General features: G+C 58.4%; 21 protein-coding genes. 18 read left to right on the forward strand and 3 right to left on the reverse strand.

Annotation, left to right across the window (positions count from 1 at the left end):
- Window positions 1-87: 87 nt before the first annotated feature.
- From edd to AC4LE2_RS04430, 10 genes are all read left to right on the forward strand, one after another.
- Entirely contained in the window at window positions 88-1,914 is a 1,827-nt protein-coding gene (edd, locus tag AC4LE2_RS04385) for a phosphogluconate dehydratase (protein ID WP_491824338.1), read from the forward strand.
- Window positions 1,911-2,867, forward strand: coding sequence for a glucokinase (locus AC4LE2_RS04390; protein ID WP_491824340.1), 957 nt, complete (start codon window positions 1,911-1,913; stop codon window positions 2,865-2,867). Before edd ends, AC4LE2_RS04390 begins: the two co-directional genes overlap by 4 nt.
- 53 nt (window positions 2,868-2,920) lie before the next feature.
- On the forward strand, window positions 2,921-3,640 hold the full coding sequence (locus tag AC4LE2_RS04395) for a response regulator (RefSeq protein ID WP_491824342.1): 720 nt from the start codon (window positions 2,921-2,923) through the stop codon (window positions 3,638-3,640).
- Between the two features lie 34 nt (window positions 3,641-3,674).
- On the forward strand, window positions 3,675-5,075 hold the full coding sequence (locus AC4LE2_RS04400) for an ATP-binding protein (RefSeq protein ID WP_491828042.1): 1,401 nt from the start codon (window positions 3,675-3,677) through the stop codon (window positions 5,073-5,075).
- A 102-nt stretch (window positions 5,076-5,177) separates the two neighbouring features.
- A complete protein-coding gene (locus AC4LE2_RS04405; RefSeq protein ID WP_491824344.1) occupies window positions 5,178-6,425 on the forward strand; it encodes a D-mannose isomerase in 1,248 nt (415 codons plus the stop codon).
- A gap of 114 nt (window positions 6,426-6,539) precedes the next feature.
- A complete protein-coding gene (locus AC4LE2_RS04410; protein WP_491824346.1) occupies window positions 6,540-7,826 on the forward strand; it encodes an ABC transporter substrate-binding protein in 1,287 nt (428 codons plus the stop codon).
- Window positions 7,827-7,901: 75 nt separating this feature from the next.
- Window positions 7,902-8,810, forward strand: coding sequence for a carbohydrate ABC transporter permease (locus AC4LE2_RS04415; protein ID WP_491824347.1), 909 nt, complete (start codon window positions 7,902-7,904; stop codon window positions 8,808-8,810).
- Window positions 8,811-8,904: 94 nt separating this feature from the next.
- Window positions 8,905-9,648 (forward strand): carbohydrate ABC transporter permease, encoded by a 744-nt coding sequence (locus AC4LE2_RS04420; RefSeq protein ID WP_491828043.1) that lies wholly within the window; start codon window positions 8,905-8,907, stop codon window positions 9,646-9,648.
- 3 nt (window positions 9,649-9,651) lie between these two features.
- A complete protein-coding gene (locus tag AC4LE2_RS04425) occupies window positions 9,652-10,812 on the forward strand; it encodes an ABC transporter ATP-binding protein (RefSeq protein ID WP_491824348.1) in 1,161 nt (386 codons plus the stop codon).
- A 134-nt stretch (window positions 10,813-10,946) separates the two neighbouring features.
- Window positions 10,947-12,236: a carbohydrate porin gene (locus tag AC4LE2_RS04430; protein WP_491828044.1), complete on the forward strand. Its 1,290-nt coding sequence runs from the start codon at window positions 10,947-10,949 to the stop codon at window positions 12,234-12,236.
- 55 nt (window positions 12,237-12,291) lie between these two features.
- Here AC4LE2_RS04430 and AC4LE2_RS04435 read toward each other — a convergent pair whose 3' ends face one another.
- Window positions 12,292-13,146 (reverse strand): MurR/RpiR family transcriptional regulator, encoded by an 855-nt coding sequence (locus tag AC4LE2_RS04435; protein WP_491828045.1) that lies wholly within the window; start codon window positions 13,144-13,146, stop codon window positions 12,292-12,294.
- Between the two features lie 254 nt (window positions 13,147-13,400).
- On the opposite strand from AC4LE2_RS04435, the gene zwf reads away from it, so the two are divergent.
- Both zwf and AC4LE2_RS04445 read left to right on the forward strand, forming a co-directional pair.
- Window positions 13,401-14,867: a glucose-6-phosphate dehydrogenase gene (gene zwf, locus AC4LE2_RS04440; RefSeq protein WP_491824349.1), complete on the forward strand. Its 1,467-nt coding sequence runs from the start codon at window positions 13,401-13,403 to the stop codon at window positions 14,865-14,867.
- A 77-nt stretch (window positions 14,868-14,944) separates the two neighbouring features.
- Window positions 14,945-15,604: a bifunctional 4-hydroxy-2-oxoglutarate aldolase/2-dehydro-3-deoxy-phosphogluconate aldolase gene (locus AC4LE2_RS04445; RefSeq protein ID WP_491824350.1), complete on the forward strand. Its 660-nt coding sequence runs from the start codon at window positions 14,945-14,947 to the stop codon at window positions 15,602-15,604.
- A 50-nt stretch (window positions 15,605-15,654) separates the two neighbouring features.
- Here AC4LE2_RS04445 and AC4LE2_RS04450 read toward each other — a convergent pair whose 3' ends face one another.
- Window positions 15,655-15,888 (reverse strand): DUF3820 family protein, encoded by a 234-nt coding sequence (locus tag AC4LE2_RS04450; protein WP_491828046.1) that lies wholly within the window; start codon window positions 15,886-15,888, stop codon window positions 15,655-15,657.
- A gap of 188 nt (window positions 15,889-16,076) precedes the next feature.
- Between AC4LE2_RS04450 and AC4LE2_RS04455 the strand changes: the two genes are divergently transcribed.
- Window positions 16,077-16,532: a ferritin-like domain-containing protein gene (locus tag AC4LE2_RS04455; RefSeq protein ID WP_491824351.1), complete on the forward strand. Its 456-nt coding sequence runs from the start codon at window positions 16,077-16,079 to the stop codon at window positions 16,530-16,532.
- A gap of 344 nt (window positions 16,533-16,876) precedes the next feature.
- Here the strand turns inward: AC4LE2_RS04455 and AC4LE2_RS04460 are convergent, their stop codons facing one another.
- Complete coding sequence (locus AC4LE2_RS04460; protein ID WP_491824352.1) at window positions 16,877-17,785, reverse strand: chemotaxis protein CheV; 909 nt, start codon at window positions 17,783-17,785, stop codon at window positions 16,877-16,879.
- 270 nt (window positions 17,786-18,055) lie between these two features.
- Between AC4LE2_RS04460 and AC4LE2_RS04465 the strand changes: the two genes are divergently transcribed.
- From AC4LE2_RS04465 to cyoD, 5 genes are all read left to right on the forward strand, one after another.
- Window positions 18,056-18,562: a disulfide bond formation protein B gene (locus AC4LE2_RS04465; RefSeq protein WP_491824353.1), complete on the forward strand. Its 507-nt coding sequence runs from the start codon at window positions 18,056-18,058 to the stop codon at window positions 18,560-18,562.
- A gap of 536 nt (window positions 18,563-19,098) precedes the next feature.
- A complete protein-coding gene (gene cyoA / locus AC4LE2_RS04470) occupies window positions 19,099-20,034 on the forward strand; it encodes a ubiquinol oxidase subunit II (protein ID WP_491824354.1) in 936 nt (311 codons plus the stop codon).
- Between the two features lie 3 nt (window positions 20,035-20,037).
- Window positions 20,038-22,062 (forward strand): cytochrome o ubiquinol oxidase subunit I, encoded by a 2,025-nt coding sequence (gene cyoB, locus AC4LE2_RS04475; protein WP_491824356.1) that lies wholly within the window; start codon window positions 20,038-20,040, stop codon window positions 22,060-22,062.
- Between the two features lie 2 nt (window positions 22,063-22,064).
- Complete coding sequence (locus tag AC4LE2_RS04480) at window positions 22,065-22,688, forward strand: cytochrome o ubiquinol oxidase subunit III (protein WP_491824357.1); 624 nt, start codon at window positions 22,065-22,067, stop codon at window positions 22,686-22,688.
- The gene (gene cyoD / locus AC4LE2_RS04485) at window positions 22,688-23,017 is read left to right on the forward strand and encodes a cytochrome o ubiquinol oxidase subunit IV (protein ID WP_491824359.1); all 330 of its coding nucleotides are present in this window, start codon (window positions 22,688-22,690) and stop codon (window positions 23,015-23,017) included. The genes AC4LE2_RS04480 and cyoD overlap by 1 nt, the downstream gene beginning before the upstream one ends.
- The last annotated feature ends 3 nt before the right edge of the window (window positions 23,018-23,020 follow it).

A 23,020-nucleotide genomic window follows, 5' to 3' on the forward strand; every position in this document is an offset into this window, starting at 1 on the left:
TCGACCTCTGGCAGTTAAGTTGAAAGATTTGCCAGGTCGACCGCCATGCAGCCTTCGAACGGTCCCCACCTAAGCCTGGAGTCATACATGCATCCCCGCGTCCTCGAGGTTACCCAACGGCTGATCGAACGCAGCCGCCCCACGCGTGAGCGTTATCTGGCCATGATCCGTGGGGCCGCCACCGAGGGGCCCCAGCGTGGCAAGCTCCAGTGCGCGAATTTCGCCCATGGGGTGGCAGGTTGTGGCGCGGAGGACAAGCACCAGCTGCGCTTGCTCAATGCCGCCAACGTAGCCATCGTCTCGGCCTACAACGACATGCTGTCTGCGCACCAGCCTTACGAGCAGTACCCCGCCGTGATCAAGGCTGCCTTGCGCGAAATGGGGTCAGTAGGGCAGTTCGCGGGCGGTGTGCCTGCGATGTGCGACGGTGTAACCCAAGGCGAGCCGGGCATGGAATTGTCCATTGCCAGCCGCGAAACCATTGCCATGGCCACGGCCGTGGCGTTGTCCCACAACATGTTCGACGCCACATTATGCTTAGGCATCTGCGACAAAATCGTACCTGGGCTGATGATCGGTGCATTGCGCTTTGGCCACCTGCCCACTATTTTCGTGCCAGGCGGCCCCATGCCTTCAGGCATTTCCAACAAAGAAAAAGCAGACGTGCGCCAGCGCTACGCGGAAGGCAAGGCCAGCCGGGAGGAGCTGCTCGAATCTGAGATGAAGTCCTACCACGGCCCTGGCACTTGCACCTTCTATGGCACTGCCAACACCAACCAGTTGGTGATGGAAGTGATGGGGCTGCACTTGCCGGGCGCCTCCTTTATCAACCCCAATACGGCCCTGCGCGAAGCCTTGACGGTCGAGGCCGCGCAACAGGCGGTGCGTATCACCAAGGCGAGTGGCAATTTCATGCCGCTGGGCGAGATCGTCGATGAGCGCGCGTTGGTCAACGCTTGCGTGGCACTTCACGCCACGGGCGGCTCTACCAACCACACCCTGCACCTGCCGGCCATCGCCATGGCGGCGGGCATCCAGTTGACCTGGCAAGACATGGCCGATCTTTCCGAAGTGGTGCCTACCCTGTCGCACGTCTACCCCAACGGCAAGGCGGACATCAACCACTTCCAGGCGGCCGGCGGTATGGCCTTCCTGATTCGGGAGCTGTTGGGCGCGGGGCTGCTGCATGAAGACGTCAACACAGTGCTGGGCAAAGGCCTGACGGCCTACACCCGTGAGCCGTTCCTGGATAACGGCAAGCTGGTATGGCGCGATGGCCCGCAGGCCAGCCTTGAAGAGACTATTTTGCGCCCGGCAAGCCGGCCGTTTTCCACTGAGGGCGGGTTGCGCGTCATGGAAGGCAACCTGGGCCGTGGGGTGATGAAGGTGTCTGCAGTGGCTCCGGAGTTTCGTGTGGTAGAAGCACCGGCCCGGGTGTTCGAGGACCAACAGCAGTTGGCGGATGCATTCAAGGCCGGTGAGCTGGAGTATGACCTTGTGGCCGTGGTTCGTTTCCAGGGGCCGCGCGCCAACGGCATGCCCGAACTGCACAAGATGACCCCTTTCCTGGGCGTGCTCCAAGACCGAGGCTTTAAGGTCGCGTTGGTTACCGATGGACGAATGTCGGGTGCTTCGGGCAAGATCCCGGCCGCGATTCATGTCTGCCCCGAAGGAATTGATGGCGGGCCCTTGGCGCGAGTGCGCGACGGCGACGTCATCCGCGTGGACGGCACCACAGGCACATTGCAGATCATGGTAGACGCCGCCGAATTGGCAGCGCGTGACGCGGTCTTACCGAGCGTCGACAGCAGCCAAGGCTGTGGTCGCGAATTGTTCAGTTTCATGCGAATGGCGTTCAGCTCGGCCGAACAGGGCGCTAGCGCCTTCACTTCGGCTTTGGGAGCCCTTAAATGACATTGGCACTGGTAGGTGATATCGGCGGCACCAACGCACGTTTTGCCCTATGGGAAAACGACGAGATGCGTGAGGTACAGGTTTTTTCCACCGCTGACTACACCAGCCCGGAGCAAGCCATCGCACACTACCTGCAAGGGCAGGGGTTGGAGGTGGGCGCAGTGACATCGGTCTGCCTGGCGGTAGCGGGCCCGGTGAATGGTGACGAGTTCCGTTTCACCAACAGCCATTGGCGCATCAGCCAAAAGGCCTTCTGCGCAACCTTGAAGGTAGATCGGCTGTTGCTTATCAATGACTTTACGGCCATGGCGCTGGGCATGACCCGGCTGCAGCCCGGAGAATACCAGGCCGTGCGCGAAGGCCAGGCCGACCTAGCCCGGCCTGCCGTGGTGATCGGCCCCGGCACCGGCCTTGGGGTAGGCACTTTGCTAAACCTGGGCAGCGGGCACTTCATGGCACTACCGGGTGAGGGCGGGCATGTGGACCTGCCTGTGGGCAGCGAGCGTGAAGCACGCCTTCGCCAGCATATTCAGAATGAAATTGGTCATGTAAGCGCTGAAACCATTCTTAGTGGCGGCGGGCTGTTGCGCCTGTATCAAGCGATTTGCGCACTGGACGGGCGCCCCGTGACTGCAACCAAGCCTGCTCAGGTCACTGAGCTGGCGCTCGCAGGGGATGCGGTGGCACGTCAAGCCATCGACCAGTTTTGCCGCTTTCTGGGCCGCGTCGCGGGCAACAATGTACTGACCGTAGGAGCGCTGGGGGGCGTGTATATCGTGGGCGGAGTGATCCCCCGGTTCATCGAGTTGTTCCTGGCCAGTGGCTTCAATGAAAGCTTCGCAGACAAAGGCTGCATGAGCGGTTATTTCTCAAATGTGCCGGTTTGGGTCGTGACTGCCGAGTTCTCGGGGCTTATCGGGGCAGGTGTGGCCTTGCGGGAGGGGCCGGTCTAGGCGTCTAATCGGCGGCGAACGGGCGACGACCCGGGCCCACAGGAATTACACCCTTGAGCACTGCCGGTAAAACCATCCTCCTGGTCGACGACGACCAGGACATTCGCGAACTGCTGACCGCCTACCTGGGCCGGGCCGGCTTTCAGGTCAATGCGGTCAGCGATGGGCACAGTTTTCGCGAGGCCTTCAATGGCGCCAGCTTCGATTTAGTGATTCTCGACATCATGCTGCCTGACGAAGACGGCTTCAGCCTGTGCCGTTGGGCGCGGCAGCACCCGCGTCAGGCTCAGGTGCCGATCATCATGCTGACGGCCAGCTCCGATGAGGCCGACCGGATCGTGGGGCTGGAGCTGGGCGCCGACGATTACCTGGGCAAGCCCTTCAACCCGCGCGAGCTGCAAGCACGCATCAAGGCCCTGCTACGTCGGGCGCAGTTTGGGAGTGAGCGAGCGGGGGAACTGCTGGCCTTCGATGAGTGGCGGCTCGATGTGGTCAGTCACCGCCTGTTTCATGTGGACGGCGAGGAAGTGATCCTTTCCGGTGCCGATTTCGCCCTGCTCAAGCTGTTCCTCGACCACCCTCAGCAAATCCTCGACCGCGACACGATCGGCAATGCGACCCGGGGGCGTGAACCCATGCCGCTGGACCGTATCGTAGACATGGCCGTAAGCCGGCTGCGGCAGCGGCTGCGCGACACCGAAAAACCGCCCCGCTTGATTCGTACGGTGCGCGGTAGCGGTTACCTGCTGGCAGCCAACGTTGTCACTGCTTAGGCGTTTGCCACTGCCTCGCTCGCTGCTCAGGCGCATGTTGCTGCTCACGTTGCTGGCTGTGCTGCTGGGCCAGGCGCTGTCGAGTGTGATCTGGTTGTCCCAGCTACGGGAAACGCAACTGGAAGGGCTGGTGACCAGTGCCCGCAGCCTGGCCCATTCCATGTCGGCCAGCGCCAGTTACTTTCGCTCACTGCCGCTGGCTTATCGCCCGTTGGTACTGGACCAGTTGCGCAGCATGGGCGGCACGCGGTTCGTGGTTTCTCTCAACGATAAGCCACTGGAAATGCGCGTGCTGGGGCCAACCCTGCGCCGCAGCGCCGTCATCGAGGCGGTGACTGATGTACTCCACCAGCAGTTGCCCGCCAACGTCGAGTTGTCGGTGCAGTTCGTGCATCCACAAGACCTGCGTATTTTCAACAGTGGCCTGAGCCTGGACGAGTTACCCCGCTCGTGGGCCCACTATGCGTTGACGCTGGAACCCGTGAACCCGCCGGTGATGGTGACCCAGATTCGCCTGGGGGAGGGCGAGTGGCTGTACATCGCCTCGTTGCTGCCCGAGCCCTATACCCTGCTGCAAGAGGAGGGGCTGCCTACCCAGCAGGTGTGGTTTATTGCGCTGACCAGCGCGTTCTTGCTGCTGTTCATCGGCCTGCTGGTGCATTGGCAAAGCCGCCCGCTCAAGCGCCTGGCACGGGCTGCGCGTGAGCTATCGCTGGGGGCTGAAGTAGACGAACCGCTGGTAGAAGGCGGCGGTAGCGAGGTGGTGGAAGTGAGCCGAGCCTTCAATGCCATGCGTGCACGTATCAGCCGTTACCTGACCGAGCGCAGCCAGCTGTTCAGCGCCATCTCGCACGACCTTCGTACGCCCATCACGCGGTTGCGGCTACGGGTCGAGCTGTTGGAAGACGAGGCGCTGCAGGCCAAATTCAGCCGTGACCTCGACGAGCTCGAGTTACTGGTCAAAGGCGCGCTGCAATGCGTCAAAGACACCGATATCCACGAAAATATCGAACCCGTGGACCTCAATCAGGTGCTCGACTGCCTGGTTGAGCCTTACACCGCCCTGGACGGCTCAGGGCGCGTGACCCTGACTGGCGAGGCCCGGCGGCCCTACGCAGGTAAACCGCTAGCCCTTAAGCGGTGCATGGGTAACCTGATCGACAATGCCCTCAAGTATGGTCAGCGCGCCCACGTGTCGGTCGTCGATGACGCGCGCTGTTTCGTACTGCATGTGGATGACGAAGGTCCTGGTATCCCGCCGCAGCGGCTAGAGAAAGTATTTGAGCCGGATTTTCGGTTGTCCACCAACCAGCAAGGGTATGGGTTGGGCTTGGGCATCGCGCGCAACATCGCTCACAGCCATGGCGGCGAACTCAGCCTGGAAAACCTTCCGCAAGGCGGGTTACGCGTCACGTTGGCGCTACCAAGGGCATGAGTTGACAGGTCACCGGGCGGTGACATTCACGCACGCTTCGTGACCCGTAGGGCGGCCCGGCGTGAGTAGACTTGTGTACTGAACAAGAACAATGAGGAATGTATGGAGAGGTTAACCCTGCACTTCAGCAGCTGGCTCAATGCAGCCGGCCACCACCATTGGCTAGCGAACGAGGGCCAGCGTTTGTTGGCCTTCGCCAAGGCTGCACGTTTGCCGGAGGGTTTCGGCTACCTGGATGAGCGCGGGCAACTCACCGCTGCGCCTGCTCAATTGTTGATCACCACGCGCATGGTGCATAGCTTTGCGCTGGCAGATCTACAGGGGCTGCCCGGCTTTGCGCGGCTGGTCGATCACGGCGTAAGCGCGCTGTCGGGCTGCCTCAAAGATCATAGCCATGGCGGCTGGTACGCCACGGCCAACGCCGTGGACGGTGATACCGGCAAGGCGGCCTACCTGCATGCGTTCGTGGCGCTGGCTGCCAGTTCCGCTGCGGTGGCCGGCCGGCCGCGTGCTCAAGCGCTGCTCGCCGAGGCCCTTGAGGTCATCGAGCAGCGCTTCTGGTGTGAACAGGAAGGTGCAATGCGCGAGCACTTCGACCAGGCTTGGGGCAACGAAGAGGCTTACCGTGGTGCCAATAGCAACATGCACAGTGTAGAGGCGTTCCTGGCCGTCGCCGACGTGACCGCTAACCCGGTCTGGCTGCACCGTGCCTTGCGCATCTGTGAGCGGATCATTCATGGCCATGCGGCCCCCCAGGGGCATCGGGTATTGGAGCATTTCACGGCGCAGTGGCAGCCCCTGCTGGACTATAACCAGGCTACTCCGGCCGACCCCTTCCGCCCTTACGGCAGTACACCAGGCCATGCGTTTGAGTGGGCCCGTTTGCTGCTGCACCTGGAGGCGGCGTTAACGCAGGCTGACATCACCCCGCCCGCCTGGCTGCTGGAAGACGCCTGCGGCCTGTTCAGAGTCGCCTGCCGCAGCGCCTGGAAGGCGGATGGCCAGGAAGGGATCGTCTATACCCTCGATTGGCAAGATCGCCCTGTGGTTCGCCAGCGCATGCACTGGGTCCATGCCGAGGCCATTGCCGCGGCGGCAGCACTGCTGCGGCGCACGGGTGAGGAGGGCTATGAGCACTGGTATCGGCTGTTCTGGGCATTTACGGCCGAGCACCTGATTGATGAACAGCAGGGCAGTTGGCACCATGAGCTGGACTGCACTAATGCACCGTGCGCCCAGGTCTGGGGAGGCAAGCCTGATCTCTATCATGCCTTGCAGTCGGTGCTGCTTCCCCGGTTACCGCTGGCCCCCAGCCTGGCGACCAGCCTGGCTCAACACCGATGTATGTAACTAAGCAGTGACATTCGCGCATCCATTCGTTACCTGGGGCGCTAATGACCTTGCCTACACTCCCCGCAGCGCAAGCACAAGACTTGCAATGCATAACAACAAGAAGGTATTTCAATGAACGCGATCAATCGCCTAGCTGCTGTCATTTCCCTCGCCACGCTTGCACCCTTCGTTGCCCATGCTGCTGATAGCAAGGGTACGGTCGAAGTGGTTCATTGGTGGACATCCGGTGGTGAAAAAGCGGCTGTTGACGTACTCCGGGCGCAGGTCGAGAAAGACGGTTTCACCTGGAAAGACGGCGCTGTAGCAGGCGGCGGCGGTTCCACTGCCATGACCGTACTCAAAAGCCGTGCCGTTGCCGGCAACCCACCCGGCGTTGCCCAGATCAAAGGCCCGGATATTCAGGAATGGGCCAGCACCGGCCTGCTCGACACCGATGCCCTCAAAAACGTAGCCAAGGAAGAGAAGTGGGATTCGCTGCTCTCCAAGAAAGTCTCGGACACCGTCAAGTACGAGGGTGATTATGTGGCCGTGCCAGTGAACATTCACCGGGTGAACTGGCTGTGGATCAACCCTGAGGTGTTCAAAAAGGCCGGGATCGCCAAGGCGCCTACCACCCTGGAAGAGTTCTACGCCGCGGGTGACAAGCTCAAGGCCGCAGGCTTCATCGCCCTGGCCCACGGTGGTCAGCCGTGGCAGGACAGCACGGTGTTCGAAGACGTAGTGCTGTCGGTCATGGGGCCCGAAGGCTTCAAAAAAGCCCTGGTAGACCTCGACGAAAGCGCGCTGACCGGCCCAGAAATGGTCAAGTCGTTCACCGAGCTGAAGAAAGTTGCCACCTACATGGACGCTAACCGTGCCGGTCGTGACTGGAACATTGCCGCCGCTGATGTCATCAATGGCAAGGCCGGTATGCAGGCCATGGGCGACTGGGCCAAGAGTGAATGGACCGCTGCCAAGAAAGTAGCAGGCAAGGATTACCAGTGCGTGGCATTCCCTGGCACCGAAAAAGCCTTTACCTACAACATCGACTCCTTAGCCGTGTTCAAAATCAAGGATAAGGGTGCCCAGGCTGCTCAGCAGGACCTTGCCAAGGTTGCCCTGGGTACTGATTTCCAGAAGGTCTTCAGCATCAACAAAGGGTCGATTCCGGTCCGTACCGACATGCAGAACGACATGGAAAAACTCGGCTTCGACGCCTGCGCTCAGCAGGCGGCCAAGGACTTCCTGGCAGACGACAAGAGCGGCGGCCTGCAGCCAAGCATGGCGCACAACATGGCCACCTCGCTGGCCGTCCAGGGTGCGATCTTTGACGTAGTGACCAACTACATCAACAACCCAGGTGCCGACCCTGCCGCTACCGCCAAGCAACTGGCTAGCGCCATCAAGTCAGCCAAGTAATACGTCAACCCCGCCGCGCCCCTGGCAACCAGGGGCACTGGTTTCAACTCGAATGCTTTTAGCGGACCCTTGTTTATGAGCTCTGTAGCGGTCTTGAGCAAAGCCTCGCCCCTGGATGCCCTACAGCGCTGGCTGCCCAAGCTGGTGCTGGCGCCGAGTATGCTGATCGTGCTGGTGGGCTTCTATGGTTACATCATCTGGACGTTTGTACTCTCGTTCACCAATTCCACGTTCTTGCCCAACTATAAGTTCGTTGGCCTGCAGCAATATGCGCGGCTGATGGACAACGACCGCTGGTGGGTCGCGAGCAAGAACCTGATGATCTTCGGCGGTATGTTCATCGCCATCAGTCTGTTCATTGGAGTGTTCCTGGCAGTATTGCTGGACCAGCGTATTCGCCGCGAAGGTTTTTTGCGCACGGTATACCTGTACCCCATGGCCCTGTCGATGATCGTCACCGGCACGGCCTGGAAGTGGTTGCTCAACCCCGGCCTGGGTTTGGACAAAATGCTGCGCGACTGGGGCTGGGAAGGCTTTCGCCTGGACTGGCTGGTAGACCAGGATCGGGTCATCTACTGCATTGTGATCGCGGCCGTATGGCAGGCCTCCGGTTTCGTCATGGCGTTATTCCTGGCAGGCCTGCGCGGGGTAGACACCTCTATCGTGCGCGCGGCTCAGGTGGACGGCGCCAGCCTTCCAACCATTTACCTGAAAATCGTATTGCCCAGCCTGCGCCCGGTGTTCTTCAGCGCCTTCATGATCCTGGCGCACATCGCGATCAAGAGCTTCGACCTGGTGATGGCAATGACCGCTGGTGGCCCAGGCTACGCGTCGGACCTTCCTGCAGTTTTCATGTATTCGTTCACCTTCAGCCGTGGGCAAATGGCAATCGGCTCGGCCAGCGCCATGCTGATGCTGGGCGCCATCCTGGCGATTCTTGTGCCTTATCTGTACTCGGAACTGCGGGGCAAGCGCCATGACTGACACTCGCCTCAAGCAAGGACTGACCTGGGACCGCATTGCCATTTATGCGGTGTTGATCGCCGCCGCCGCGGTGTACCTGGTGCCGTTGGTGGTCATGCTGCTGACCAGCTTCAAGTCCCCGGAAGACGTGTTCGCTGGCAATCTGCTCAGCCTGCCGGCCAGCTTTACCCTGGCCGGGTGGGGCAAGGCCTGGGGTGCCGTGGGCGGGTTCTTCTGGAACTCTGTGAAAATCACCGTGCCTGCGGTATTGATCTCCACCTTCGTGGGCGCGCTCAACGGCTATGTGTTGTCGATGTGGCGGTTCCGTGGCTCACAACTGTTCTTCGGCCTGTTGCTGTTCGGCTGCTTCTTGCCGTTCCAGACCGTGCTGCTACCTGCCTCCTTCACCCTCGGCAAGATCGGCCTGGCCAACACGACCGCTGGCTTGGTGTTGGTGCATGTGGTCTACGGCCTGGCCTTCACCACGCTGTTCTTCCGTAACTTCTACGTCAGTGTGCCCAACGCACTGGTGCAGGCGGCACGCCTGGACGGCGCAGGCTTCTTCACGATTTTCGGGCGCATCCTGCTGCCCATGTCCATCCCCACCATCATGGTGTGCCTGATCTGGCAATTCACCCAGATCTGGAACGACTTCCTGTTCGGCGTGGTGTTCGCCAGTGGCGATGCCCAACCGATTACGGTCGCGCTGAACAACCTGGTCAACACCAGCACCGGCGTGAAGGAATACAACGTGGACATGGCCGCGGCAATGATCGCCGGGTTACCAACATTGCTGGTGTATGTACTGGCGGGCAAGTATTTCCTGCGCGGGCTCACAGCCGGCGCGGTCAAGGGGTAAGACATGGCAACGCTTGAACTGCGTAATGTAATCAAGAGCTACGGCAGTGGCCTGCCGGACACGCTCAAAGACATCCAGCTGTCCATCGATTCAGGCGAGTTCCTGATTCTGGTAGGTCCTTCCGGTTGCGGCAAATCTACCCTGATGAACTGCATCGCAGGCCTGGAAAACATCACGGGCGGCGCGATACTCGTGGACGGTACCGACATCAGCGGCATGAGCCCGAAGGACCGCGACATCGCCATGGTGTTTCAGTCCTATGCGCTATATCCCACCATGACCGTGCGCGAGAACATTGCGTTTGGCCTGAAGATCCGTAAGATGCCGGCCTCTGAGATCGACGTAGAAGTCGCGCGCGTGGCCAAGTTGCTGCAAATCGAACACCTGCTGACCCGCAAGCCTGGCCAATTGTCAGGCGGCCAGCAGCAGCGTGTGGCGATGGGGCGTGCCCTGGCCCGCAGGCCAAAGATTTACCTCTTTGACGAACCTCTGTCGAACCTGGACGCGAAGCTGCGGGTAGAGATGCGCACCGAAATCAAGCTGATGCACCAGCGGCTGCGTACCACGACCGTCTATGTGACTCATGACCAGATCGAAGCGATGACGCTGGGCGACAAAGTCGCGGTGATGAAGGACGGTATCATCCAGCAGTTCGGTACGCCGCGTGACATTTACAACGATCCGGCGAACCTATTCGTTGCCAGCTTTATCGGTTCGCCCCCGATGAACTTCATCCCGCTGCGCCTGCAGCGCCGTGGTGCGGAGTTAGTGGCTGTACTCAAGAGTGAGCAGGGGCAGTGCGAAGTGCCATTGGGTGTACAAACCCCAGGCCTCGAAGACCGCGACGTGATTCTGGGCGTGCGCCCGGAACAGCTTATTGTCGTCAATCAGGCGGGCAGTGTTTTTCCAGGGTTACCGGCACAGGTGCAGGTTACCGAGCCCACCGGACCGGATACACTCGTGTTCGTCACGCTTAACGACACTAAAGTGTGCTGCCGCGTTGCCCCAGATGAGGCGCCCAATGTAGGCGACACACTGGATATACGCTTTGACCCGAACAAAGTGTTGTTGTTCGACGCCGCGACCGGTGCTCGTCTGGGCCTGGCTGCCGCACAGGTAACACCATCGAGCAGTAATAACGTGGCCCAGTTAAGTGGCCGCTGAACAATCGGGCAGTAACGCCCGTGCAACTATAAGTTTAATAACAAGAAAACGAGGGAAGCCAGGGAATGAACAAGCACAGAACCTCTAAAGTGAGCACGTTTAAGCTGGTCAAGCACCTGTCGGTGCTGGGCGCAATGGGGCTGGCAACCACCGCCTACGCTGCCAAACCTTATGATGCCTCTCAGTACGGCACCGGTGACTGGGGTGGCTTGCGTCATGAGTTGTACGACAAAGGTTATGACTTCACCCTTGAGTATGTCGGCGAAGCTGCAACCAACCTCAACGGCGGCTACAACGACGACCGTACAGCCCGCTACTCCGACCAGTTCGCCTTGGGCGTGCAGCTTGACCTGGAGAAACTCTTCGGCTGGCACGGCGCAGAGTTCAAGCTGGCCATTACCGAGCGTAGTGGACGTAACATCAGCAACGACCGCGTCGGCGACCCACGCGCTGGCACGCTCAGCTCCTCCCAGGAAGTCTGGGGCCGTGGTCAAACCTGGCGCCTGACTCAAATGTGGGTTAAGCAAACCTTCATGGACGACAAGCTGGACGTCAAATTCGGCCGCTTCGGTGAAGGCGAAGACTTCAACAGCTTCCCTTGCGATTTCCAGAACCTGGCGTTCTGTGGCTCGCAGGTGGGTAACTGGATTGGTGATGTTTGGTACAACTGGCCTGTCTCCCAGTGGGCCCTGCGCGTGAAGTACAACATCACCCCTGAGTTCTATGCCCAGATCGGCGCGTATGAACAAAACCCGTCCTACTTGGAAACCGGCAACGCCTGGAAGCTCAGCGGTAGCGGTACCAAAGGCGCAATCCTGCCTGTGGAAGTGGTGTGGTCGCCGTCGGTCAACGGCCTGCCAGGCGAATACCGCCTGGGTTACTACTACAGCACTGGCAAGGCTAACGATGTGTCCGAAGGCGAAGACGGCCAGTTGCAAGCAGCCAGCGGCGGGGACTACCGCAGCCACGGCAGCAAGCACGGTTGGTGGATCGTGGCGCAGCAGCAACTGACCAGCCACAACGGTGATGCGAGCCGTGGTTTGAGCATCTTTGCCAACGCCACCGTGCACGACAAGGCCACTACCGTAGTGGACCAATACCAGCAGGTTGGTTTCGTCTATAAGGGCCTGTTCGATGGTCGCCCGAAAGACGACATTGGCGTGGGTATCGCGCGCATTCATGTGAACGACGACGTTTCCGATAACGCTCGCCTGGCGAATGCCTTGAACGGCGTCGAGGACTACGACAACCCGCGCTTTACGCCGATTCGCAGCAGCGAATACGACGCTGAAATCTACTACGGCTTCCACGTGACCAACTGGCTCACCGTGCGCCCCAACCTGCAGTACATCAAGCGCCCAGGCGGCGTGGACGATGTTGATAACGCGTTGGTGGCTGGCCTGAAAGTGCAGTCGAAGTTCTAAAGGTAGACAGCCTTACTCTGCCGCGCCATCACGTCCTGTGGTGGCCGCGCCGGCCTCAGCCCTCTTCCAAGGGGTAGCGGCTGGCGTTGAGGCTCTCTTTGATCTTGCGTAAATGCGGCTGGAAATCCGAGCCGCGGCGCAGTGTCATGCCGGTTGCCAATACGTCCAGCACAGTGAGCTGAATGATCCGCGAGGTCATGGGCATATAGATGTCGGTGTCTTCCGGCAGCGGTATGTTGAGGCTCAAGCTGCTTGCCAGCGCGAGAGGAGAGCCGGCTGCCGTCAACCCCAGCACAGACGCGCCGTTCTCGCGCGCAATCCTCGCCACATCGACCAATTCCCGTGTTCGCCCCGTGTAGGAAATAATCACGAACAGCTCCCCGGTGTGCGCCACTGAAGCCAGCATCCGCTGCATCAGCACATCCGCATGGGCCGAGACCGCCAGGTTGAAGCGGAAAAACTTGTGTTGGGCGTCCAGGGCCACAGGGGCTGAAGCCCCTAAGCCAAAGAAGTGGATCTGACGTGCCTGGATCATCATATCTACGGCGCGGCTGACCAACTGCGGGTCCAGCTGTTTACAAACGCTGTCCAGCGAGGCAATGGCGCTAGAAAAGATCTTTTGGGTATACGCGGCAGGGTCATCGTCCGGCGCCACTGCGCGACAGACGTAGGCTGCGCCGCTGGCCAGGCTCTGCGCCAATTGAAGCTTGAGCTCCGGGTACCCACTTACAGCGAAGGAGCGGCAAAAGCGATTCACTGTGGGTTCACTGACCTTGGCGGCCTGGGCCAAGGCAGCGATACTAAACCGCGTGGCTTGTTGAGGGTTGCTAAGAATCACCTCGGCCACCTTCCGCTCTGCCTTGTTAAGCTCTTCAAGGCGACCCTGGATTTGTTCCAGAAGGTTGCGCACGCGATCCATGTATTCTCCTGCTACGTGAAGGGGGCTCGCACCGTGGGTGCCACACCGAGGGTGCCTCACCGTGGGTGCCGCGGGTCGATTCCGGCACAGCTGCCGTGAGGGTGGTCTATCGTACTGATGGGCCAACGGGATCACCAGCGGCGTGGCAGTAAAGGTCGTATTTGTTGTTTTATTACTACATTGCGACTTGATCGTAGGGCCATAAACCCGTAATACTCGTCCAACTTGATAAAAGAACCCATATCATGCTGTCAATTTCCGAACCTTGCACTTTCGCTCTTTTCGGCGCCCTGGGTGACCTGGCGCTGCGCAAGCTGTTTCCTGCGCTGTATCAATTGGAGCGCGCAGGGCTATTGCACCCGGCCACCCGCCTGTTCGCCTTGGCCCGGGAGCCGGGAGGCCCACCAGCGCACTTGGCGGAAATTGACGAGCACCTGCATGAATTCGTGCCAGCGGCCGAACTGGATGCCGACCACCTGGCGCGTTTCAAGGAGCGCCTTCATTACCTGCATGTGGATTTTCTGCTGGCAGAAGACTACGCCGTATTGGCCGAGCACATTGGCCCGGCCGCCCAAGTGATTGCCTACTTCGCCACGCCCGCCGCGGTATACGGTGCCATTTGTGAGAACCTAGCCAAAGTGGGGCTGGCCGAGTGCACCCGGGTAGTACTCGAGAAGCCCATTGGCCATGACCTTGAGTCTTCGCGCCGGGTAAACGATGCCGTTGCGCATTATTTCCCTGAGAACCGCGTGTACCGTATCGACCATTACCTGGGTAAGGAAACGGTACAAAACCTCATTGCTCTGCGATTCGCCAACAGCTTGTTCGAGACGCAATGGAACCAGAACTACATTTCCCATGTAGAAATCACGGTTGCCGAAAAAGTAGGTATTGAAGGGCGTTGGGGCTACTTCGACAAGGCCGGCCAACTGCGTGACATGGTTCAGAACCACCTTTTGCAGTTGTTATGCCTGATCGCCATGGACCCGCCAGCGGACCTGTCTGCTGATGCCATCCGCGACGAAAAAGTGAAAGTGCTTAAAGCGCTGTCGCCTATCACCGGCGAAGGCTTGAGCACGCATGTCGTGCGAGGCCAGTACATCGCGGGCTATAGCGAAGGCCGTGCCGTGCCGGGGTACCTTGAAGAAGAGAACTCTAATACCCAGAGCGATACAGAAAGCTTTGTGGCCCTGCGCGCAGACATCCGTAACTGGCGTTGGGCGGGTGTACCGTTCTACTTGCGTACCGGCAAGCGTATGCCAGAGAAGCTCTCGCAAATCGTGATTCACTTCAAAGAACCGCCGCACTATATCTTTGCCCCCGAGCAGCGACTGCAAATCAGCAACAAGCTGATTATCCGGTTGCAGCCTGATGAAAGTATTTCGTTGCGGGTGATGACCAAAGAGCAGGGGCTCGACAAGGGCATGCACTTGCGCAGCGGTCCTTTGCAGCTGAATTTCTCCGATACCTATCGCAGTACCCGGATTCCCGATGCCTATGAGCGGTTGTTGCTGGAAGTCATGCAGGGCAACCAGAATCTGTTCGTACGCAAGGATGAAATTGAATACGCCTGGCGTTGGTGTGACCAGTTGATCGCCGGCTGGAAGAAGTCAGGCGATGCGCCCAAGCCTTATGCTGCCGGCTCCTGGGGGCCCATGAGTTCCATTGCGTTGATTACCCGAGACGGCAGATCGTGGTACGGCGACATTTAACGCCCTGTAGTTGCGTCATTTACTTTCAATAACCCACCGGGCCCGCACCGGTGCCTATGAGCCAAGGATCAGCCGTTATGACGCCTGAACAACACGCCCGCATGGCGGACAAGGTTAAACGCATCGATGAGATAGCGCTGAAGGCGCGAATCTTGCCGGTGATCGTCATTAATGCCGAACGCGAAATTCTACCCATGGCAGATGCACTGGCAGCTGGCGGGCTGACCTGCCTGGAAATCACCCTGCGGTCCCAGTACGGGCTCAAGGCGATCAAGATGCTGCGTGAGCATCGCCCAGAGTTGATCGTGGGCGCAGGCACTGTCTTGGACCGGGACATGCTGTCCGCCGTCGAACAGGCGGGTGCGCAGTTTGTGGTGACGCCGGGCGCCACGCAAGCCATGCTCGAGGCCGGGGTAGATAGCCCTGTTCCTTTGCTGCCAGGCATTGCTACAGCGTCGGAAATCATGATGGGGTATGCCTTGGGTTATCGGCGCTTCAAGCTGTTTCCAGCCGAAATCTGTGGCGGCGTAGCGGCGATCAAGGCCTTCGCCGGGCCCTTCGGCGATGTGCGTTTCTGCCCTACAGGTGGTGTGAACGTAGGGAACGCCAAGACTTACATGGACCTCCCCAATGTCATGTGTGTGGGTGGCACTTGGATGCTCGACAAAGCGTGGGTTAGCGCGGGTCAATGGGCGCAGGTCGAGCAGAGCAGCCGTGAGGCCGTAGCCCTGTTCTAAGCCAGCTGAGGTGACGGTCACACTTGAAAAGGTGCGCGTTAGCGCACCTTTTACTGCAGGGCGGGCGCCGCGTGTTTCAGCCTCAAAGGCTGTAGTAGGTCACTTAGCCCGTTGTGATCAATTTCATACATCAGGGCTAACAGTGCCCCAAGCTCCCCATGGGGGAATCCTTGCCGTGCGAACCATCCCAAATAAGGGCCTGGCAAGTCAGCCAGCAAACGGCCTTTGTATTTTCCGTAGGGCATACGCATTGTTAGCAGCGATTCCATCTTCTGGAAATCCATCTGTGGTGTCCTTTCAAGGTGAATACGTGCATTTTGCAACGTGCCGAAGGCACTGCGTTGCATTCGGAACGGTTCGCTTAAATTTAATTCATCTTAAACCATTGATATTTAATGGCTTTTAAAATGTTTAAGGGTTGGCACGTCATCTGCAAAACGTTTTCCATAGTCTACCTAATGGAGAAGTGAACATGACGAAGTCCGGTGAAGATGTTGTAAAGGTGCTGAACCACCTGATCGAAACGTGCAAAGACGGCCAGGAAGGGTTCAAAGCCTGTGCAGAGGACGTCAAGAATCCGGAGCTTAAAGCGCTATTTCTCAAGCATGCGCAAGAGTGCGGTACTGCTGCAGGCGAGCTGCAGACTGAAGTCACTAACCTGGGCGGCAGTCCTGAAGATTCCACCAGCCTGAGCGGCGACCTGCACCGTCGTTGGGTAGATCTCAAGTCGTTGGTTACCGGCAAGAGCGAAGAAGCAGTGCTTAACGAAGCTGAGCGCGGCGAAGACGTGGCCATCAAGGCCTATAAAGAGGCTTTGGCCGAACCACTGCCGGCTCACGTGTATGCGATCGTTGAGCGCCAGTTCCATGGTGTGCAGCGTACTCATGACCAGATCAAGGCGCTGCGTAATATCGCCCGCGCCAGCTAAGACAAGCATCCCACTCGCGCCAGCTACAGGCTGGCGTTTTGAGTGGGCGTTTAGAGCAGGTAGGTGAATAGGTTAATAACCTGGCAGCAGATTAATCCGTCCGCCTCAGGTGCCGTTTCCTACAGAATCTCCAGATACGGCTTATAGAAAGGCACGATAGGCAAAGACACACTAAGACGCAAATACTCAGTAAGAGCGTCTGTATGCCCACTGCCTACCCTTTCACCGCCGGGCTGCTTGTCCTTGGTTTTGCTGGTGCGGCCCAGGTGTTGTCCCCGCAAGGTGCTCAGGGCGCCGAGGGCTGGCTAGCGCAATTGTGCACATTGTTCGTACGGCTTTGAGGCTCAACTGCGCGGATGCGCGCGCTTGCCCTTGGCCACGATATCCGCTGCACGTATCAAACACTCGGTCAGCTCAGGTGACGAGAACTTCGTCAGCACTGCATCCGCACCGGCATCGGCTGCCCGGCTGCCATTCATCGCGCTGTCCAGGGACGTATGAAGCAAAACATACAAGTGGTTGAAGTCCCCCGCGTCCCGCAAGGTGCGGGTTAGCGCATAACCGTCCATCTCTGGCATCTCAATGTCCGATACCACGATATTGATTTCCCCTGGCGTACCCTGAAGTTCGAGCAGACAGGCCATCGCCTCCTTGGCACTACGTGCCGTCCGGCACTCAAGGCCCAGGCTGCGTAATGCCAGCACCGACTGCTGCAATGCAACCTGGCTGTCGTCCACGACCAGGATCTTGGCACCGCTCAACAGGCGCAGCTGTTCTGGCGTAAGGTCGTCGTTGCTGGTCTGAGGCCTGGCCGGGGTAATGCCATGGATGACTTTTTCGATATCCAGTACTTGCACCAGCGTCCCTTCCACCTGAGTGACGCCGGTAATAAACGAACGTGCTCCGGAACCATGAGGTGGCGGGCGGATATCTGTAGAAAGGCAGTGGATGATTTTGCTTACCGCCTGCACGTGCAGCCCCTGCCGTGAGCGGCTGACATCCGTAACGATGAGGCATCCGCTGGAGGGGTCGTCCAGAGGGCGTTCGCCTATGGCGCGGCTCAGGTCTATCACTGAAAGCGAGGCGCCCCGCAAGGTGGTGACGCCCCGCACGTGTGGATGCGAATCTGGCAATCGAGTCAAGGTTGGGCAGGGAATGATCTCGCTTACCTTGAGAAGATTGATTGCCATCAACTTGCCGCTGCGCAAGGTAAATAATAGAAGCGAAAGTGATTCAGCGCGTGGGTCGGACATGGCTACCTTCTAAAGCAATGACGGCGCAACCGCCGAGACGTACACACTGTTATCGGCAGGGGAGGGCAGGCCTTGAACCCTTTACGCTTCCAGCCAGGCCTGTCTCTCGCAGGCAGCATCTTTGTAGGCGCTCCAGCTCAAGCAATGGGCGATCAGCCAAAGCGAGCTTTATCCATTTCGGTTAACCTCTCTTTAATCTCTACAGCCTTACATAGCGGCTGATGAACGGTGCTACCCTTATGCCGCGCAGCGAACCGGCCAGGACTCTCCATGACCCAAACTCAACACCCACTAACCCGCGAACGGCGCTTTCTCGTGCTGCTTGGTTTTATTTGCATCGCACTGCTGGGCGGTGCCTTGTATTTGCAAGTAGTGCTCGGCGAAGCACCGTGCCCGTTGTGTATTCTTCAGCGCTACGCGTTCCTGTCCATCGCGGTATTTGCGTTCGCAGGGGCCGCGATGGCTGGGCGGCGCGGCCTTACCGTTTGTGAAGTATTGGTGGTGGTCAGCGCCATGGGCGGACTGGCGGCGGCGGGTAAGCATGCCTGGGTATTGGCGCATCCTTTGTCTAATTGCGGCGTGGATACCCTACAGCCCATTGTGGATGGATTGCCCTTTGCAAAGATTCTTCCATCCGTCTTTGAGGTTCAGGGCTTTTGCACTACCGCCTATCCGCCCATCCTCGGCCTGTCACTGGCGCAGTGGGCGCTAGTCGCCTTCGCGCTTACGCTGGTTCTTGTGCCTTTGGGTATCTGGCGTAACCGGCGCCAGTCATGAATCGTGCCGGGCATTGCCCTGAAAGCGGCCTAGCCACTTCTGCCTTAAGTTGTGCAAACGCCTGAAAGCCATACATTGCACAGCTTTCAGCCGTTTCGGCTGCGGTGCGACATCATGTCGCAAGGGGTTGTAATAGGTCTGGATTGTTGCATAATTTGCAATGTACTGTTGCTATATAAGTCATATTCATCGTGGGGCTAGCTCACTACAATCGCGGCAATTTCCGTTTGCCCACCTCTCCAGGCCCTTGGAAATCAAGGCATAAGCCTTTTTTTCCAATCAGCGCGAGGCGCTTGCAGTGTCCGGTTGTCTATCCACACGGTATCCGCTTCAACGGAATGCAGCATGATCGGGCGACTTGCCTATAATCGACAAGTCAAAGCAATTTAAGCGCTCCGCGAACACAGGTTGCCTACACCAGTGTCTGGTCGTCAGGTAGCCGTGGTCGAACTTGGAAAAAATGCTAACGCTTGGCGGCACAAAGTGTTGGCGATCACAACACACATTGCATTGAAGCAAGCTTTAGAGGTCGTGAGATGAGTAAAAAGCGTTACCCCAGACTGTTAGGCATATTGCCCTTTTTCGGCATGCTTTTTCTCAGTGGGTGCGACTGGACCCTGCTCAATCCAAAGGGGCAGGTAGGCATCGATGAGAGAAACCTGATTCTCCTGGCCTTTGGCTTGATGCTCACTGTCGTTATTCCAGTGATCGTCATGGCCTTGTGGTTCGCCTGGAGATATCGCGCGTCGAATCGCAACGCCACCTACGCGCCTGAATGGGCTCACTCCACCAAGATCGAAGCCGTGGTGTGGGGTGTTCCACTCATCATCATCGCCGTTCTGGGCTATGTGACGTACGTCTCTACCCACCACCTGGACCCTTACCGCCCGCTGGACTCCGACGTTAAGCCCGTGCGCATTCAGGTTGTGGCCCTCGACTGGAAATGGCTGTTCATCTACCCGGACCAAGGGATCGCAACGGTCAACAAGATCGTCTTCCCCTCGCATACGCCGATAGCATTCGAGATCACTTCGGACGCCGTGATGAACTCCTTCTTCATTCCAGCGCTGGGCGGCCAGATCTACGCCATGGCGGGTATGCAGACCAAGCTTCATTTGATCGCCAACCAAGATGGCGACTACCAGGGTATCTCTTCCAACTACAGCGGCGCAGGCTTTACCGGCATGACCTTCCAGGCGCAAGCCACGAGTCAGGAAGGCTTCAACAGCTGGGTTAACGAAGTCCGCAATTCACCGAAAAAGCTTGATTCGGCCGAATATGCAGCACTGGTCAAGCCAAGTGAGAAGAACCCTGTCGCACTGTATTCCTCGGCTACGCCTAATCTGTTCCACACCATCATCGATAAGTATGAAGGCATGAACAGCGGCAAACCTGGAATGCATGAGAAGGGTGTGCTTGGCAAGGAAGGTAAGGAAGTAAGTGAGAATTCAGCTGCTGGGGCAGAGGAGTAAAAGATGTTCGGTAAATTAACTCTGGAAGCGGTACCCTTCCACGAGCCGATAGTGATGGTGACACTTGCCGTCGTTGCCGTGCTTGGGGCTGGTGTGTTCGCGGCGATCACCTACTACAAGAAGTGGGGCTATCTCTGGAAAGAGTGGTTCACCTCTGTCGACCACAAAAAAATCGGCGTGATGTACATCGCGGTTGCCATCATCATGCTGATCCGTGGCTTCGCCGACGCCATCATGATGCGTACGCAGCAGGCCATGGCTGTTGGAGGCTCCACCGGCTACCTTCCGCCTGAACACTATGACCAGATCTTTACCGCTCACGGTACGATCATGATCATCTTCATGGCCATGCCATTCATGATCGGCCTGATGAACATCGTCGTGCCGCTGCAGATTGGCGCCCGTGACGTTGCCTTCCCGTTCCTGAACTCGGTGAGTTTCTGGTTCTTCGTGGTAGGCGCGTTGTTGGTAAACATCTCTCTGGGTGTTGGCGAATTCGCAAAAACCGGTTGGGTAGCTTATCCACCGCTGTCAGGGCTGCAATACAGTCCGGGCGTGGGGGTCGACTACTATATCTGGGCCTTGCAGATCTCCGGCCTGGGGACATTGCTTACCGGTGTGAACTTCATCGTTACCATTCTGAAGATGCGTGCCCCTGGCATGACCCTGATGAAAATGCCGGTGTTCACCTGGAACTGCCTCTGCACTGCAATCCTGATCGCTGCATCGTTCCCGATCCTTACCGCAACACTGCTGCTGCTGTCGCTTGACCGTTATCTGGGTATGCATTTCTTCACCAACGAGCTTGGTGGCAACCCGATGATGTACGTCAACCTGTTCTGGGCGTGGGGCCACCCTGAGGTATACATCCTGATCCTGCCGGCATTCGGCGTGTTCTCGGAAGTCACCTCTACCTTCTCCAAGAAGCGGTTGTTCGGCTACGTATCACTGGTATGGGCCACGATCGCGATTACCGTACTGTCGTTCATCGTATGGCTGCACCACTTCTTCACCATGGGCGCCGGTGCCAACGTCAACGCCTTCTTCGGCATCATGACGATGATTATCGCCGTGCCGACGGGTGTGAAGATCTTCACCTGGCTGTTCACCATGTACCGTGGCCGGATCGAGTTCAAGACGCCGATGCTATGGACCGTGGGCTTTATCGTGACCTTCAGTATCGGTGGTATGACCGGCGTGCTGCTGGCCGTACCGGGTGCAGACTTCGTGTTGCACAACAGCCTGTTCCTGATCGCTCACTTCCACAACGTGATCATTGGCGGTGCAGTCTTCGGCTACCTGGCAGGGTTCACCTTCTGGTTCCCGAAAGCCTTCGGCTTCAAGTTGAACGAGCGTTTGGGTAAATACTCGTTCTGGTGCTGGCTGGTCGGCTTCTACTTCGCCTTCATGCCGCTCTACATCCTGGGCTTCATGGGCATGACCCGTCGCCTGAACCATACCGATAACCCGGAATGGACGCCTTGGTTCTACGTAGCCATGGTAGGTGTACTGTTCGTAGCCGCCGGTATTGGCTTCCAGTTGCTGCAACTCTATGTGTCGATCCGTGACCGTCACAAGAATGTGGACGTAACCGGCGACCCATGGGATGGCCGTACACTGGAGTGGTCCACCTCGTCGCCACCACCGTTCTACAACTTTGCCGAACTGCCAGTGGTGTCTGACTTGGACGCATACTGGGGCATGAAAGAGCGCGGTGAAGCGACTGCAAATGCCGCTGACTACAAGCAGATCCATATGCCTCGCAACACCGGCATGGGCTTCGTCATCGCAGCGTTCAGCCTGATCTTTGGCTTTGCCATGATCTGGCACATCTGGTGGGCGGCCGCAGTAGGGTTCGTGGGCATGATCGTTACCTTGATCATTCGCAGCTACGACGACGATATCGACTACTACGTTCCCGCAGCCGAAGTTGCCCGTATCGAAGGCGAGCGTCAGCGCGCCCTGGCCAATGCCAATGCAGGTATTAACAGCGGTACTCGTGTGAACTCCACGTTGGAGAAGGTTTAACCATGACTAATACCGTTTTGCACGGTGAAGTCGCCCATAGCCATGAGCATGGGCACGACGATCACCACGATGCCGGGGGCATGACTGTCTTCGGCTTCTGGATCTACCTGATGACAGACTGCATCCTGTTCGCGTCGATTTTCGCCGCGTACGGGGTGTTGTCCGGCAACTTCGCAGGGGGGCCTTCGGGGCACGAGATTTTCGAGCTGGATTACGTCCTGGTCGAAACCTTCCTGCTGCTGTTCAGCTCCATTACCTTCGGCTTCGCCATGCTTGCGATGCACAAGGGTGACAAGAGCAAGGTAATGATGTGGTTGTTCATTACCTTCCTGTTTGGCCTCGGCTTCATCGGCATGGAACTCAATGAGTTCCACAAGCTGATTGAAGAAGGCTACGGGCCTCAGCGCAGCGGGTTCCTGTCAGCGTTCTTCACCTTGGTAGGTACCCACGGGCTACACGTGTCCAGTGGCCTGCTGTGGATGGCAGTGATGATGGCTCAGATCAGCAAGAGCGGCCTGACCACCACCAACCAGACCCGGATGAGCTGCCTGAGCCTGTTCTGGCACTTCCTGGACGTCGTCTGGATCTGTGTGTTCACCGTTGTCTACCTGATGGGGACCTTGTAATGGCTGATAACCATTCCGCTGGTGGTGCAAGCCACGGCAGTACCAAGTCATACATGACCGGCTTCATCCTGTCGGTCATCCTGACAGTGATTCCGTTCGGCCTGGTGATGTTCCCCTCTATGGGCAAGGACACCATCCTGGCCATCGTCCTGGCATTCGCAGTGATTCAGGTGATCGTCCACCTGATTTACTTCCTGCACCTGGATCGGTCGTCAGAGCAGCGTTGGAACGTGATCGCCTTTATTTTCTCGGCAGTGATCATCGCGTTCCTGGTGGGCCTGTCGTTGTGGATCATGTTCAGCGTTCATCACTTCATGCTAGCTAAGTGAGGT

This window comes from Pseudomonas sp. 9.3L, from assembly GCF_058536285.1.